Here is a 15,704-nt window from a genome sequence, read left to right as displayed (position 1 = left end):
ATCAGGTTTGGGGCAGGGAAGGGCCAGCCTGTCCAACACATTGGCCTGAGCGGTCAAACACCATCACATCCACCGCGCAGGGGGCTGGGGCAAGGGTCTCCAGAACCGTGCGCAAGGCGGATTGTGCGATGAGGGTGCCGAGCGGGATATGTGCGGCTGTAGCTAACAGGAAAGCCTCGGCTACGGTGGGGCTGGCGGCAATGGCGTCTGTTACGGATGCAGGTGCGCCGCCTGTTGCGGCAAGCTGTGCAAGTGCTGCCATGTCGGCCTGTCCGCGTTTGGAGTGCAGGTCCAGCTTGCCCTGACCAAGTTTGGTCATTTTGGCAATGCCGCCCGCAATGGTCAGGCGTGGTACGGGGTGGCGGCGCAGGTATTTCAACATACCGCCGACAAAATCCCCCATTTCAATTAGCGCGGTATCGGGCAGATCATAGACTTTCTGTACAGCCTTTTCTGAAACATTGCCGGTAGAGCCTGCAATATGCGGCAGGCCTTCTGCGCGGGCGACATCAATGCCGCGATGAATACTGTCGATCCATGCAGCGCAGGAAAACGGCACGACAATGCCGGTTGTGCCCAGAACAGAAAGGCCGCCGGTAATGCCAAGGCGGCTGTTAAGGGTGCGCTCCGCCAGTCTGGCCCCATCCTCAATGGAAAGCGTGACCTCTGCGTCAGGAAGGGTGCCCTCGTTGGCTTCGGTCAGGGCTGTGCGGATCATGGCGCGCGGGGTGGGATTAATGGCTGGCTCACCGGGGGGAATGGGCAGGCCGGGGCGTGTGACCATGCCAACACCCGGGCCAGCCCGAAACTGCACGCCGGAACCCGCAGGCAGGCGGCGAACCGTGGCGCGGATAACGGCCCCGTGGGTGATGTCCGGGTCATCACCCGCATCTTTCACCACCTCGGCAAAGGGATGCCCGTGGTCCAGACCAGTGCGGCAGAGCGTAAAGGTGGGGCGTTGGCCGCTAGGGAGCGTGATGGTCACACTGGCCGGAGGCTCGTGCCCCAGGAGCATCAGCCATGCGGCTTTTGCGGCGGCTGTTGCGCAGCTTCCGGTGGTCCAGCCCCGGCGTAGCTCTGTTCCCGTATGTTCCATAGGGCGGTTGTAAAGCATCCGGGCGCGGGGCGGTATCCAGATAAGCATTTGTAAGGTGACGAAGGCCCCGCAGGATGTGATAGAAAGGCGCATGTCTTACGCCGATTTCGTTCATCTCCGTGTCCATTCCGCCTACTCCCTTAGTCAGGGGGCCATTCGTGTGCCGGAGATGGTCTCTCTGACCAAAGAGATGCGAATGCCCGCCGTGGCTATCACGGATTCGGGCAATCTGTTCGGGGCGCTGGAATTCTCCCAGTATACCAGCAAAAGCGGCATTCAGCCGATTATTGGCTGCCAGCTTGGCCTGCCGTCTCGTAACGACAAGCCCGGATCTCCGTCTGAGCCGATTGTTATGCTCGCGCAGAACGAGGTAGGGCTGGCCAACCTGCAATATCTGTCTTCCACAGGCTTTAGAGAGTCCGACCCGGCTGATCCGGTGATCAGCATGGAGGTAATGTGTGAGCGTTCGGAAGGGCTGCTGTTGCTGACGGGCGGCACGCGCGGGCCGGTCTTCCAGATGCTGGCCGATGGGCAGAAGGACGAGGCGGAACGCTGGCTGGCGCAGGCGAAGGAAGCCTTTGGTGACCGCCTGATTGTCGAGCTGCATCGCCACAATCTGGCGGTGGAAAAAGCGGTGGAGCCGGGTGTGCTGGCGCTGGCGGACGAGTTTGGCCTGCCGCTGGTGGCGACCAATGAATGTTTTTTCCCGCGCCCGGAAATGTACGAGGCGCATGACGCGCTGATCTGTATCGCGCAGGGTCGGACCATGGCGGAGCGGGACCGCTGGCGTGTGACGCCGGAACATTGGTTCAAACCGCCGGAAATGATGCGCGCTCTGTTTGCTGATTTGCCGGATGCCTGTGACAATACGCTGGAAATCGCCCGGCGTTGCGCGATTAAAGTTGAAACCCGCAAGCCGCTGCTGCCAGTTTGCCCAAAAGTGCGTGAAGGAGCGACGGAAGACGAAACGCTGCGCGCGATGGCGTGGGAAGGGCTGGAAAAACGCCTTTCCGGCATGACCATGGATGAGGAAACCCGGCAGAAATATAAAGACCGGCTGACGTTTGAGCTGGATATTATCTCCCGCATGGGGTTCCCCGGTTACTTCATGATCGTTGCGGATTTCATCCAGTGGGGGAAGGCACACGATATTCCGGTGGGGCCGGGGCGTGGGTCGGGCGCAGGCTCTCTGGCGGCATGGGCGCTGACCATTACAGATATCGATCCGATCCCCTTCAACCTGCTGTTCGAACGGTTTCTAAACCCCGAACGTGTTTCCATGCCTGACTTTGATATCGATTTCTGTCAGGACCGGCGAGACGAGGTGATTGCCTATGTGCGCCGGGAATACGGGCCAGACCGTGTGGCGCAGATTATCACTTTCGGTAAGTTGCAGGCGCGTGCTGCGGTGCGTGACGTGGGGCGTGTGCTGGGTCTGCCGTACGGCATGGTCAACCGGGTGGCGGAGCTTATTCCAAACAACCCGGCTAAACCGACCACACTGAAGGAAGCTATTGCCGGAGAGCCGAAACTTCAGGAAATGCGCGACAATGATGAAGCGTTGCGCCGCCTGCTGGAAATTGGCCAGCAGATTGAAGGGTTGTTCCGCCATGCCAGTACCCACGCCGCCGGTGTGGTGATTGGCGACAGGCCTCTGGTAGAGCTGGTGCCGCTCTATCGAGACCCGAAAAGCGACATGCTTGTCACGCAGTACAACATGAAATTTGTTGAGCAGGCGGGGCTGGTCAAGTTCGACTTTCTGGGGCTGACCACGCTGACCATTTTGCAAAGGGGCGTTGGCTTCCTCAAGAAAATGGGGATTGAGGTTGATCTCAGCCGTATTCCGCTGAACGACCCGGCCACCTACGACATGCTCAGTAACGGCGATACGGCCGGCGTCTTCCAGTTTGAAGGTGCTGGGATGCGTGATGTTCTCAAACAGATGCGTCCCACCCGGCTGGAAGATCTGATTGCGGCTGTGGCGCTGTATCGTCCCGGCCCAATGGCGAATATTCCTGATTATTGCCGCAGAAAGCACGGGGAAGCGTGGGAACCGCCGCACGAGGAACTCCGCGATATTCTTGAAGAGACCTATGGCATCATGGTCTATCAGGAACAGGTGATGCAGATTGCCCAGAAAATGGCGGGCTACAGCCTCGGCGGTGCTGACTTGCTGCGGCGTGCCATGGGTAAGAAAATCCGTGCGGAAATGGATACCCAGCGCGAGATTTTCACGGAAGGGGCCGTCAAGCGCGGGATTGATCGGGATAAAGCCGTTGAGGTGTTTGACCTCATGGCGAAATTTGCTGACTACGGCTTCAATAAATCCCATGCCGCTGCTTACGCACTCGTTTCGTATCAGACAGCGTGGATGAAGGCCAACCATCCGGTGGCGTTCCTTGCTGGTTGTATGTCTCTGGCGCGTGAGCGGACGGAAAAGCTGGCGGCTCTGCGGCAGGAAGCCGAGCGGATGGGCATTAAGGTTCTGCCGCCGGATGTGAATAAATCCGAAGCGGACTTCTCGGTCGAGACGTTGCCAGATGGCACCCATGGGATTCGTTATGCGTTGGCAGCCGTCAAAAAGGTTGGGTTCAGCGCGATGGAAGCTCTTGTGGCAACGCGTGGGAACAAACCGTTCAAGGATCTGGCAGATTTTGCCATGCGGATTGACCCCAAGCAGATCAATCGCATGCAAATGGAAAATCTGGCAAAAGCCGGGGCGTTTGAATGTCTGGATAAAAACCGGGCGCTGGCGTTTAACTCGGCAGATACCATTTTACGGCGTGCACAAAGTCAGGCGCAGGAGGCTGCGTCTGGCCAGATTGGCCTGTTTGGCGGCAGTGGCCATGTTGAGCCGCTACGTCTTGCAAAATGTCAGGACTGGCCGGAGTTCGAGCGTCTGGCCATGGAAGCCGAAGCGATTGGCTTCCATATGACGGCCCATCCGCTGGATTCCTACGGCACCGTGCTGCGTCGGCTGGATGTGACGCGCTGTTCTGGTCTGCTCTCAGCGGCGGAAGCCGGGGTAGGCCGTGTGCGCATTGCGGGCTGTGTGGTGGACCGTAAGGAACGCCCGACCCGCACCGGCAACAAGATGGCATGGGTCCGGCTTTCAGACTCCTCCGGTGGCTGTGAAGTGACCGTGTTTTCTGAAGTTCTGACCCGTGTGCGTGAAAGTCTTACGGCTGGCACTGCTGTTTTGGTGACGGCGGACCTGAAGCTGGAAGGCGAGGCAATGCGCATTACAGCGACGGATATTGTGGAGCTTGAGCAGGCCGCAGCGCAGGCAAAAAGTGAGTTGCGGATTTGGGTAGAGCAGGAAGGCGCGTTACCGCGCCTGAATGAAATTCTGACTGAACAGAAAGGCGGTTCCAGCCGGATTGTCCTGCTGCCGGGCGTTGCAGAAACCTGTGATGTGGAAATCCGTTTGCGCGGTGGGTATCGGGTTACACCGCTTCTGGGGCAAAGGCTCAAAATGCTGGAAGGTATTTCCCGCGTAGAACAGGTCTGAGGTTGCAAAACATATGGTCACGGCACGGGTCTGGGTAAAGGAACTGGCCTGGCGTGAGCCAGAGGCTGTGTTTGCAGCATGGGGAGATGCGCCGTGGTGTGCGTTTCTGGATAGCGGCGGACCGGTAGAAGGCCGCAGTCGCTGGCAGATTTTTTGCCGAACGCCGCGTCAGATTCTTGTGGTGCAGGGTGGGCAGATTTTTCAGAATGCCGAACCGCCTGTTCCCTTTACGCCAGATGCATTGTTTGCCCGGTTACGGCAGGCCATGCCGTCTGCTGTTATCCGCGCAGATGGGCCAGAGGGAATGCCCGAGCTGCCATTTTCCGGTGGATGGGTCGGGTTTGCAGGATACGGTCTCGGGCAGCAGTTGGAACATATTGCGCCCCGTCACTCTGCGCAGGATGAGCCGGACTGGGCTTCCGGTTTTTACGATCATGCCTTTGTGTGGGATCGTCTTTCAAAACGTGCGTTTATCGCGGGCGTTGTGTTGGAGGGGGATCAGGATACCGCTGGGGACCAGCAGGTTACGGCGCATATCACGGCATGGGAGGCTGTGCCTGAGGGCTCGGTTGATTTGCCAGATGTGCCTCGGGTGCAGTTGCGTCTCGATCAGTCCCGCGCATCGTATTGCGAGGCCATAGAGCGCGCTAAAGCATATATCGCCGCCGGGGATATTTTTCAGGTGAATATCACGGGGCGCTGTTTTTCTGCGTTCCCAAAAGAATTTTCAAATACGGCGTTGTATCTGGCTCTGCGTCAGAAGGCTCCGGCCCCCTTTGGGGCGTATTTGTCCTGCGGGGCGGGATACGCGTTACATTCCACGTCACCGGAGCGGTTTTTGCAGTGTGACGCGCAGGGCGTTGTGACATCCCGGCCCATCAAGGGTACAGCCCCGCGCGGGCAGACGCCGGAAGAGGATGACGCTTTTGCGGCTGGTTTGAGCGCAGATGACAAGGAACGGGCTGAAAACCTGATGATTGTGGACCTCATGCGGCATGATATCGGCCGTGTGGCGCGGGTTGGGAGCATGAGCGTGCCGGAATTTCTCAGGGTGGAACGCTTTGCCCATGTGCATCATCTGGTGTCTGAAGTGCGGGGAGAACTGGAGGCCGGGCGGGATGTGTTTGACCTGCTGCGTGCTACCCTGCCACCCGGCTCTGTGACGGGCGCCCCCAAGCATCGGGCTATGGAAATTATTGAAGAACTGGAAGCCTCTCCGCGTGGGGCTTATTGCGGGAGCGTGCTCTGTGTCGGGGTAGATGGTCGTTTGGAAAGTTCCGTGATTATTCGAACCCTTGTCCGGAGAACGGACTCTCTGACACTGGCCGCAGGTGGGGGGATTACCATCCTTTCTGACGCTCAAAAGGAATATGAAGAAATGCGCCTGAAACTGGCTCCTTTCCGGGCACTTTTTGGAGATGAGGCATGAGTCTGGTTTGGCTGAATGGGCATCTGTGTGAGGCTGCGCAGGCGCATGTCAGTCTGGCTGACCGTGGGCTGACGCTGGGGGATGGCCTGTTTGAAACGCTCCGCGTGCACAATGGACGTGTATGCCATCTGGATTTGCATATGCAGCGTTTGCAGCATGGAGGAGCGGTGCTTGGGCTGGCAGTTCCTGATGCGGTGACAGTGGCGCAGGCCGCGCAGGCGCTTTTGCTGGCAACGGATGTGCAAAACGGCTCTGCCCGTCTGACAGTCACACGGGGTGTGGCTCCGAGAGGGCTTTTGCCGCTACAGCAGGGAGAACCTACCGTTTTTATGACGGCTACGGCAGGGCAGGCAACAGTGTCATCGGTCTCCCTCATGACAAGCCAAACCATTCGGCGTGATGAGTTATCCCCCTTAAATCGTCTGAAAAGCCTGAATTATCTGCCTAATATTCTGGCCCGGCAGGAGGCCATGCGGGCTGGGTGTGATGAAGCCCTGTTGCTGAACGTGCGCGGAAGAGTGGCGGAAACCCCCATCAGCACGGTGGTGATTCAGGAGGGGGACGAGTTTTTTACGCCTTCGGTGGGGGAGGGGGCATTGCCGGGAGTTGCGCGGGCCGTGCTGTTGCAGGCGGGGCTGTTGCGGGAAGATCCTCTCTCTCTGGCGCGACTGAAGGCCGCAGAGGGACTTTACCTGATTAACAGTCTGAGTGTGCGACAGGTGAAGGCGTTTGATGGTGCCTCTGTCCGGCAGTCCGCGGCCGGTCTGAGCAGGCTATGTGCTGCGCTGGACATACCGCTGCCCGCATGTGGGGGAGCGTGAGGCCGCCTTTCCGTTCTGGCAGGTGTGCTCTGTAAATAAGGAAAGGCAACCTTTCCGGAAAGGCCTCGTTAGAGGCAGGAGTGCGTATCTACATCTTGAACGGGAGGATATCCCATGTCTTCAAAACTGTATTCCATGACTCTGGCTGTTTCCATGCTGATGGCCCCGACGCTTGCGTTGGCGCAGACAACGCAGAGTGATTCGGTTCCCGGCGCGCCGACCGCAAATTCTGCGGCGTCTCAGGTTGGTAAGGTGCCGCCTGCGGCCAAGGACGAGAACGGCAATCGGGTCGAGCCGTCTCATAAACTCTGGAACAACCCCCGTACCGAGGCTGAACAGCCCGGGACGCAGCCGCCGTCCAATGGTGGCAATGGTCAGGACGCGACGACGAACCGCGGCACCACAACGCCGGGCCCCAAAACCGAAAAGCCGGATCAGCCGACCAAACCCCGTAAGCACTACCCCCTGCCGCATTCGCCTAAATAAAAATATTCTGGAGCCCTTTGTTCCCCGGTGGAGCAGAGGGCTCCTTCTTTATAATGCGCTAACCCCTTGCTAATCTGGCATGCAGAGGTGGGGCTTGTCTGATCCTGGGGGAAAGACCAATCCTAGACGGCATGACCCGGTGAGGTGGTGCCGTTTTTTGCGCATTCGCCTCTGGTAATGTGAGAGGTGACCCATGCAGGAAGAAGCAGTCAAAGAAAAACCGGCTGAACAGGTCTCTGCCCCGGAGTATGATCTGCGGCAGATCGATTGTGATCCGAATTTCTGGTACCCCATTGCGTGGTCGCACAAGGTGCGCCCGGGGAAGACTTTTCCTGCCCGGTATGCAGGGCACCCCATTGCCTTGATTCGTCCGGAAAATGGTCCGGTTTATGCGTTGGAAGACCGCTGTGCCCATCGGCAGGTGCCCCTGAGTAAGGGGAAGGTCGAGGGTGACTGCATCAAATGCTGCTATCATGGCTGGGCATTTGACCGTGCGGGCCAGTGCGTCACGGTGCCTTATCTTAATAAGGAAGGGGTGGGGCGGCCTGTTAAGTCTTATCCCTGCCGGGAAAAAAGCGGTCTGATTTTTGTGTTCCCCGGAGACCCTGCTCTGGCGGACAGCGTGCCGATGCCTGATATCGCGCAGGTTGAAAATCCGGAATTCAAGACCCGCCGTTTCCATCCGCGTCTGAAATGCCACTACACCTTCATGCATGAAAACCTGATGGACATGAACCATCAGTTCCTGCATCGGCGGCAGATGGGGTCCATCACGGCCCGCTTCATGGGGCAGGACAAGGGCGAGAATTTTCAGGAAGCCCGGTATAGCTTTGCCCGTAAGGGTGGCAATCAGCCGCTGGCCGAAGCCCTGATTTTCGGCAAGCATCGTGAGATTGAAGGGCAGGAACAGCCGGTGGAGGAAATTGTCTCCATCCGCACCACCTACCCGTACCAGACTCTGCAAATTCATGACAAAGATGGTGATCTGGTGATGGACCTGTGGGTGGCCTATGTGCCGCTCGGGTCTGACCAGCTGGGCACCCAGACGTTTGGTCTGCTCTCCGTCAAAAAGCCCAAATGGGGCTTTTTGCTGGATATGGCCTGGCCGGTTCTGGGGATCTTCACGCACCGTATCTTTGAAGAAGACCGTGAAATTGTGGAACTGGAACAGAAGGCCTGGCGTGAGCTTGGGGGCGACCACAATATTGAAGTCTTCCCTATTGTGAAGGCTCTGCGGGCTCTTCTGGCCCGCAAAGGCGTGCCCAACGCAAACGCCAAACCTGTCAAAGAGGGCTGATAACCCGCATTTTTGCCTTGCAAGGGCCAGCRAAAACCGCCATATCGGCATCGCTTGGCCCAGGCCGGGACTACGCACGCGAAGCCATACACCTTCTGGTGCCCTGAACAGTAAAGGGGCCGTGCTTCGCGGAGGATTAACCAGATAAGGTAGGAATACGCCCCATGGCGATGCCAGATTTCACACTCCGCCAGCTGCTTGAAGCTGGTGTTCACTTCGGTCACCACACCCGCCGCTGGAACCCGCGGATGGAGCCATACCTCTTCGGTGTGCGTAACCAGGTCCACATCATCGACCTTCAGCAGACTGTTGGCCTGCTTGACCGCGCCCTGCAGGCAATCCGCAATACTGTTGCCGGTGGTGGCCGCGTTCTGTTTGTTGGCACCAAGCGCGCCGCTGCAGAACCGATTGCTGAAGCTGCAAAGCGCTGCGGTCAGTATTACGTCAACCACCGCTGGCTGGGTGGCATGCTGACGAACTGGAAGACCATTACGGGTTCCATCAAGCGTCTGCGCCAGATTGAAGAAACGCTGGACGGCGGCACGTCCGGTCTGACCAAGAAAGAAATTCTTGAGCTGACCCGCGCACGTGACAAGCTCGAACGTTCCCTCGGCGGGATCAAGGAAATGGGCGGTCTGCCCGACATCCTGTTCATCATCGACACCAACAAGGAAAAGCTGGCTGTTGAAGAAGCCAACAAGCTGGGCATTCCGGTTGTGGCGATTCTGGACAGCAACTCCGACCCCAAGGGCGTGACCTTCCCGGTTCCGGGTAACGATGACGCCATCCGCGCCATCTCCCTGTATTGCGATCTGGTCTCCTCTTCCGTTCTGGACGGGATCTCCGCTGAACTGGGCGCTTCTGGCCAGGATTTCGGTGCTGCTGAAGAACTGCCGGTTGACCCGGCTCTGGAAGCAGAAGTTCCGGCTGCAGCGCCTGAAGCTGCTGCTGCTCCGGCACCTGCTGCAAACTAAAGTTTTGCTGGCCGGCCCGCGCATGATCTGCCGGGCCGGTTTTTCAGATACGATAGATGCCTGCACACAGGCATGACAGCCCTGTGCGCGCCCTCAGGGGCGCGTTCCGGTTTTTAAGGAGATGAACTATGGCGGCCATTACCGCTGCACTGGTCAAAGAACTGCGCGAAAAAACGGGCGCAGGCATGATGGACTGCAAAAAGGCTCTGAACGAGTCCAACGGTGAAATTGAAGGTGCCGTTGACTGGCTGCGCACCAAGGGCCTTGCTGCTGCTGCCAAGAAGTCCGGCCGTACCGCTGCTGAAGGTCTGGTTGCTGTTGCATCCGAAGACAAAAAAGCAGCCATGGTTGAAGTGAACGCCGAGACGGACTTTGTGGCCCGTAACGAAGCGTTCCAGAGCTTTGTTGAATCTGTTGCTCAGGTTGCTCTTAAGGTCGGTGACGATCTGGAAGCTATCAAGGCAGCAACGCTGGCCAGCGGCCGCACCGTTGCTGACGAACTGACGCACCTGATCGCCACCATTGGTGAGAACATGTCCCTGCGTCGTGCTCGCGTGTTCACGGTGCCGTCTGGCGTTGTGGCAACGTATGTGCACGGTGCCCTGCGCCCGGGCGTTGGCAAGATTGGTGTTCTGGCTGCTCTGGAAGCTCCGTCTGCTTCTGACGCCATTACCCAGCTCGGCCGTCAGATTGGCATGCATGTTGCTGCAACGCGTCCGTCCGCTCTGGACGTGACCAGCCTTGATCAGGCTGAAGTTGAGCGTGAACGCGCTGTGCTGATCGACCAAGCGAAAGACTCCGGCAAGCCGGAAGCCATCATCGAAAAGATGGTCGAAGGTCGTATCCGCAAGTTCTATGAAGAAGTTGTTCTTCTGGAGCAGGTGTGGGTGCATGACGGTGAAAGCCGCGTGAAGAAAGTTCTGGAGAAAGCTGGCGTGAAGCTGGTTGGCTTTGACCGCTTCCAGCTGGGCGAAGGCATTGAAAAAGAAGCCGACGACTTTGCTGCTGAAGTGGCCAAGGTTTCCGGCGTCTAAGTCAGGCGTTTCTGCACGATGATGCAACAGGGCGGGACTTCCTTCGACAGGGAGGCTCCCGTCCTTGTGCTTTCTGCGGCCTTGCTGGGCGAAAATAACGCCCGTGTGCATGTGCTGACAGAAGAAAACGGGCTGGTGCGCGGTGTGGTTTATGGGGCCAGATCCCGTGCAGGCAGCGCGTTATGGCAGCCGGGAAATCTGGTTAAAACCCGTTTTCAGGCTCGCTCTGCCGGCGGCATCGTCCGGCTTTCGGGTGAATTACTGTATGGCTGCGGCTTCCGGTTGCTGGATGCGCCGCTCACGCTGGCCATGGTCCAGTCCGTCTGTGTGCTGGCCGATGCGGCTTTACCGGAAGGTGAGCCGTGCCCGATACTGTTTGCCAAAACGGTAAAACTTCTCAGTTTTCTGGGGTTTGACCCCGCCGTGTCCGAGCGGGAAGGGCTGCCGGATGTGGTGCGCTGGGAATGCGCTTTGCTGACGGAACTTGGCTTTGGTCTCGATTTTTCCGCCTGCGCAGTGACAGGCGCCACAACGGGCCTCGCCTATGTATCCCCCAAAACAGGAAAAGCGGTGTCTGAAGACGGTGCCGGGGAATGGAAAGACAGGCTTTTGCCGCTTCCGTCCTTTCTGCTGTCTGAGGAGGAAACCGGCACACCGGAGGACTGGCTGGCCGGGTTGCGGCTGACAGGTCATTTTCTGGCGCGGGACGCCTTCGGGCAGCGGCATCGTCCCCTGCCTGCGGCGCGGGAGCGGCTGGTGGATCGTGTGGCGCGTCTTGCCGGACAGCCGAATGAGACGTCTGAAGAAGAAGGAGACTAGAACAAAACGCGTCACAGCGTTATGTCTCAGGCTGTATGAGAGCCGGCATTGGGTCTGGGGAGCAGGAAATGAGCGAGACATTTGAAGGCCATATTGAGGATACCAAGCTGGCGGATGCGCTCAGTGAACGGTATCTGGCCTATGCGCTGTCCACCATCATGTCGCGCTCGCTGCCTGACGTGCGGGATGGCCTCAAGCCGGTGCATCGCCGGCTTGTTTACGCCATGCACCAGCTCAAGCTGGACCCGTCCTCCGGCTTTAAGAAATGCGCCCGTGTGGTGGGTGACGTTATTGGTAAATTCCATCCGCATGGGGATGCCTCGGTTTATGAGGCGCTTGTCCGTCTGGCGCAGGAATTTGCCGCTCGCTACCCGCTGGTCGAAGGGCAGGGGAACTTCGGTTCCATTGACGGCGATAACGCCGCCGCCATGCGATACACGGAAGCGCGGCTGACCGAAGTCGCCAAGGCTCTGCTGGACGGTATTGAAGATGATGCCGTCGATTTCCGCCCGACCTATGATGGTGAAGAGCAGGAACCGGTTGTGCTGCCGGCGGCTTTCCCGAACCTGCTGGCCAATGGTGCGGCCGGGATTGCTGTGGGGATGGCCACCAGCATTCCGCCGCATAATGCTGCCGAAGTCTGTGCGGCTGCTGCACTGCTGGCCCGTAAACCAGAAAGCACCACGGCTGAACTGCTGGCGTTGATGCCGGGGCCGGACTTCCCGACCGGTGGCCTGATTGTTGAAGATTCGGATGCCATTCTGAAAGCCTATGAGACAGGGCGTGGTGGCTTCCGCATGCGGGCGCGGTGGGAAGTCGAACAGGGGCGTTTTGGCACCTGGCAGATTATTGTCACCGAAATTCCGTATCAGGTGCAGAAATCTCGTCTCATTGAGCAGATTGCCGATCTTCTGGAGCAGAAGAGGCTGCCGCTTCTGGGCGACATTCGGGATGAAAGCACGGATGAAATCCGTCTGGTTCTGGAGCCAAAAACACGCGGCATTGAGCCAGAAGTGCTGATGGAAACCCTCTTCCGGGCGACCACGTTGGAAAGCCGCTTCCCGCTGAACATGAACGTGCTGAGCGCGGACCGCGCACCGGGTGTTATGGGCCTGAAAGACGTTCTGCGTGCCTGGCTGGACCATCGCCATGTGGTGCTGGAGCGTCGGAGCCGCCACCGTCTGGACGCTGTCCTGCGTCGGCTGGAAATTCTGGCAGGTTTCCTGGCAGTTTATCTGAATCTGGATGAGGTCATTCGCATTATTCGTGAAGAGGATGATGCGAAGGCCAGCCTGATTGCCACGTTCTCACTGACCGATCTGCAGGCCGAGTCTGTGCTCAATATGCGGCTGCGGAGCCTGCGCCGGCTGGAAGAGCTGGAAATCCGCAAGGAGCATGACGCGCTTTCAGCCGAGAAGGCCGAACTGGAAACGCTGCTGGGTGACGAGAAGAAGCGCTGGTCCCGTATCGGGCGTGAACTTGAGGGCATGGTCAAGAAATTCGGGCAAGGTCAGCTGGGCAAACGGCGCAGCACGCTCCAGTCCGCTCCGGCCCCCATTGATATCTCCGTAGTGGAAACGGTGGAGCGTGAGCCTCTGACCCTCATCCTGTCTCAGAAAGGCTGGGTGCGGGCTGTGAAAGGTCATGCTGTTGATCTGGAGAACCAGAAGTTCAAGGAAGGCGACGGGTTGCGCCTTGCGGTGCCTTGCCAGAGCACAGATAAATTGTGCTTCTTCGGCACTGATGGGCGCGCCTTTACCGTGAAAGGCGCGGACCTGCCGCGAGGGCGTGGCGATGGCCAGCCAGTGCGTCTGCTGTTTGATCTCTCGAACGATGAAGACGTGATTACCGTGTTCCCGGTGCAGGCCGGTGCGCGTCGCCTTGTCGCTTCCAGCGCCGGGCGCGGCATGTTGGTGGACGAAGAGAGCATGGTGGCGGAAAAGCGTTCAGGCCGTCAGGTGCTCAACCTGAAGGGCGAGGAAAGCGCACAGCTCTGCGTGCCTGCAGAAGGTGATCAGGTTGCCGTGCTGGGCAGTAACCGCCGCTTCCTGATTTTCCCGCTGGAGCAACTGCCGGTCATGGGGCGTGGTCTGGGAGTCGGCTTGCAGAAATATGCCAAAGCCAGTGAGTCCCTGAAGAATGCGGTCGTCTTTAAAGCTGAGGATGGTCTGCTATGGCCCGGCAACGTGCGCCTGCGTCCGTTTGCTGACCTTCAGACCTGGGTAGGGAAACGCGCCGCTGTGGGTAAGGAAGCCCCCTCCTGGGCGCTCAAGAAAGCCTGAACAGGAGTATTACGCCTCAGCATCCAGCGTGTGCCAGACGCCGTGGGTCAGGATTTCGGCAGGCTGGAAGCGGGATTTGTAGGACATCTTCCGGCTTTTCTGAATCCAGTAACCCAGATACAGGTAAGGCAGGCCAAGGCGTGCGGTTTCCTCAATAAGGAACAGCACGGCCAGACTACCGAGTGAACGACGGGGCAGGTCCGGATTGTAAAAGCTGTAGACAGCCGACAGCCCATCTTCCAGCCGGTCAATCAGGCTGACAATCATCAGTTCACCCGCTTCTGTTCGAAATTCAAACAGCATGGTTTCCACGGGTGTGTCTTCCACCATGCTGCGATAGTCTTCTCCCGTCATGGTGGCCATGTCACCGTCCGTATGGCGTGCTGTCTGATAGCGGCGGAAGAGGGCGTATTGTTCGGGCGTGGTGATGGGCGGGAGACGTTTGGCCTGCAAATCGGCATTGTGACGCAGGGTGCGCCGCTGCGTGCGGTCGGGTTCAAAGCGATGCACGGGAATGCGGATAGGCGTGCAGGCCGAACAGGTGGCGCACACAGGCGCATAAGCCAGCGTATGGCTGCGCCGGAACCCGGCGCGGGAGAGGCGGTTATGCAGGGCGTCCGCATTGGGGACGGCCAGATCCGCAATCACCTTCCGCTCCATCTGTCCCGGTAGATAAGGGCAGGGCTGGGGCGCTGTGGTGTAGAAAAACTGCGATTGCCGCAGTGTAGAAACCATACGTCATGTCCGGAAAAGGAGTGGCAGGCTGGTAAAACAAACAGCCTGCCAGACTGTAACAGGAACGCCGCCCGTAACGCACTGGCTTTCCGGCCAAAAGAGGTTTCACAGAAAGGCGATGCGGGCGGAAGCCGAAGCGCGGGGCTTCGGCTGCTGTTCAGACGCCGTATGTCTGTTTGATGCGCTCTGCGGCTTCAATCGCAAAGTACGTCAGCACGCCATGTGCACCAGCGCGGCGGAAGGCCAGCAGGCTTTCCATTACAGCGCGCTCATGGTCCAGCCAGCCATTCTGGATGGCGGCCATCAGCATCGCATACTCACCGGAGACCTGATAAGCGAAGGTCGGCACGGCAAACGTGTCCCGCACGCGGCGGATGATGTCCAGATACGGCAGGCCCGGCTTGACCATGACCATGTCCGCACCCTCGGCAATATCCATCTCCACTTCACGCAGAGCTTCATCGCTGTTGGCGGGGTCCATCTGGTAGGTTTTCTTGTCGCCTTTCAGCAGGTCGCCGGAGCCCAGAGCATCACGGAACGGACCGTAGAAGGCGCTGGCATATTTGGCGGCGTAGGACATGATGCGGGTATCAACAAACCCGTTCTTGTCCAGTTCCGTGCGGAAGCTGCCAATGCGTCCGTCCATCATGTCGGACGGAGCAAGGATATCCACCCCGGCAGCAGCCTGATTAACAGCCTGCTGAGCGAGAATGGTGACGGACTCATCATTCACCACATAGCCATTCCGGATAATGCCGTCATGACCATGGCTGGTGTAGGGGTCCAGCGCCACGTCGCCAATCAGACCCACATTGGGGAATTCTTTTTTCAGAAGGCGCGCGGCCCGGCACATCAGGTTGTCCGGGTTCAGGGCTTCAGAGCCTGTTTCATTCCGGGCTTCAGGCGGTGTGATGGGGAACAGGGCCAGTGCGGGGATACCCAGCTTGGCGGCAGGTTCAACATGGGCAGCAAGTCGGTCCAGCGTGACGCGTTGTACGCCGGGCATGGAGGCCACATCTGTCACGGAGTTGGTACCCTCCATGAAGAAAATCGGCCAGATCAGATTGTTGATGCCCAGAGAGGATTCAGCGACCAGTCTGCGCGTGAAATCATCAAACCGGTTACGGCGAGGGCGGGCCTGAGGGAAGCGACCAGCCAGCATGGGCGGGATCTCCATTGCGTGTCGGGCGGGCCTGATGGGCCGGGCAATGCGAGGCCAG

General features: G+C 58.8%; 12 protein-coding genes. 9 read left to right on the top strand and 3 right to left on the bottom strand.

Going from position 1 to position 15,704, the window contains the following annotated elements:
* Nucleotide 1 precedes the first annotated feature (1 nt).
* Nucleotides 2–1,096: a cobalt-precorrin-5B (C(1))-methyltransferase gene (locus KP703_RS06165; RefSeq protein ID WP_215754292.1), complete on the bottom strand. Its 1,095-nt coding sequence runs from the start codon at nucleotides 1,094–1,096 to the stop codon at nucleotides 2–4.
* A 91-nt stretch (nucleotides 1,097–1,187) separates the two neighbouring features.
* Between KP703_RS06165 and dnaE the strand changes: the two genes are divergently transcribed.
* From dnaE to parC, 9 genes are all read left to right on the top strand, one after another.
* Nucleotides 1,188–4,607, top strand: a complete 3,420-nt coding sequence (gene dnaE / locus KP703_RS06160) for a DNA polymerase III subunit alpha (RefSeq protein ID WP_215754149.1) — start codon at nucleotides 1,188–1,190, stop codon at nucleotides 4,605–4,607.
* 13 nt (nucleotides 4,608–4,620) lie between these two features.
* Nucleotides 4,621–6,036: an aminodeoxychorismate synthase component I gene (gene pabB / locus KP703_RS06155; protein ID WP_215754148.1), complete on the top strand. Its 1,416-nt coding sequence runs from the start codon at nucleotides 4,621–4,623 to the stop codon at nucleotides 6,034–6,036.
* Entirely contained in the window at nucleotides 6,033–6,857 is an 825-nt protein-coding gene (locus KP703_RS06150) for an aminotransferase class IV (protein ID WP_215754147.1), read from the top strand. Before pabB ends, KP703_RS06150 begins: the two co-directional genes overlap by 4 nt.
* Before the next feature lie 114 nt (nucleotides 6,858–6,971).
* Entirely contained in the window at nucleotides 6,972–7,343 is a 372-nt protein-coding gene (locus tag KP703_RS06145; protein WP_215754146.1) for a hypothetical protein, read from the top strand.
* 193 nt (nucleotides 7,344–7,536) lie between these two features.
* The gene (locus KP703_RS06140; RefSeq protein ID WP_215754145.1) at nucleotides 7,537–8,640 is read left to right on the top strand and encodes an aromatic ring-hydroxylating dioxygenase subunit alpha; all 1,104 of its coding nucleotides are present in this window, start codon (nucleotides 7,537–7,539) and stop codon (nucleotides 8,638–8,640) included.
* Between the two features lie 164 nt (nucleotides 8,641–8,804).
* Entirely contained in the window at nucleotides 8,805–9,614 is an 810-nt protein-coding gene (gene rpsB / locus KP703_RS06135) for a 30S ribosomal protein S2 (protein WP_043553616.1), read from the top strand.
* 128 nt (nucleotides 9,615–9,742) lie between these two features.
* Nucleotides 9,743–10,648 (top strand): translation elongation factor Ts, encoded by a 906-nt coding sequence (gene tsf, locus KP703_RS06130; RefSeq protein ID WP_062141506.1) that lies wholly within the window; start codon nucleotides 9,743–9,745, stop codon nucleotides 10,646–10,648.
* Between the two features lie 18 nt (nucleotides 10,649–10,666).
* Entirely contained in the window at nucleotides 10,667–11,467 is an 801-nt protein-coding gene (gene recO / locus KP703_RS06125) for a DNA repair protein RecO (RefSeq protein WP_215754144.1), read from the top strand.
* Between the two features lie 68 nt (nucleotides 11,468–11,535).
* Nucleotides 11,536–13,749: a DNA topoisomerase IV subunit A gene (parC, locus tag KP703_RS06120; RefSeq protein ID WP_215754143.1), complete on the top strand. Its 2,214-nt coding sequence runs from the start codon at nucleotides 11,536–11,538 to the stop codon at nucleotides 13,747–13,749.
* Between the two features lie 9 nt (nucleotides 13,750–13,758).
* Here parC and KP703_RS06115 read toward each other — a convergent pair whose 3' ends face one another.
* Nucleotides 13,759–14,484 carry an arginyltransferase gene (locus KP703_RS06115; protein WP_215754142.1) on the bottom strand — a complete coding sequence of 242 codons (726 nt, stop codon included), beginning with the start codon at nucleotides 14,482–14,484 and terminating at the stop codon, nucleotides 13,759–13,761.
* A 157-nt stretch (nucleotides 14,485–14,641) separates the two neighbouring features.
* A complete protein-coding gene (hemB, locus tag KP703_RS06110) occupies nucleotides 14,642–15,646 on the bottom strand; it encodes a porphobilinogen synthase (RefSeq protein ID WP_062271588.1) in 1,005 nt (334 codons plus the stop codon).
* Nucleotides 15,647–15,704 lie beyond the last annotated feature (58 nt).

The organism is Acetobacter sp. P5B1 (assembly GCF_018811985.1).
In the GTDB taxonomy this organism is placed as follows: domain Bacteria; phylum Pseudomonadota; class Alphaproteobacteria; order Acetobacterales; family Acetobacteraceae; genus Acetobacter; species Acetobacter cerevisiae.
Note: the sequence above shows the minus strand (reverse complement) of the source record. Positions and strands in the feature narration are given on the sequence as shown.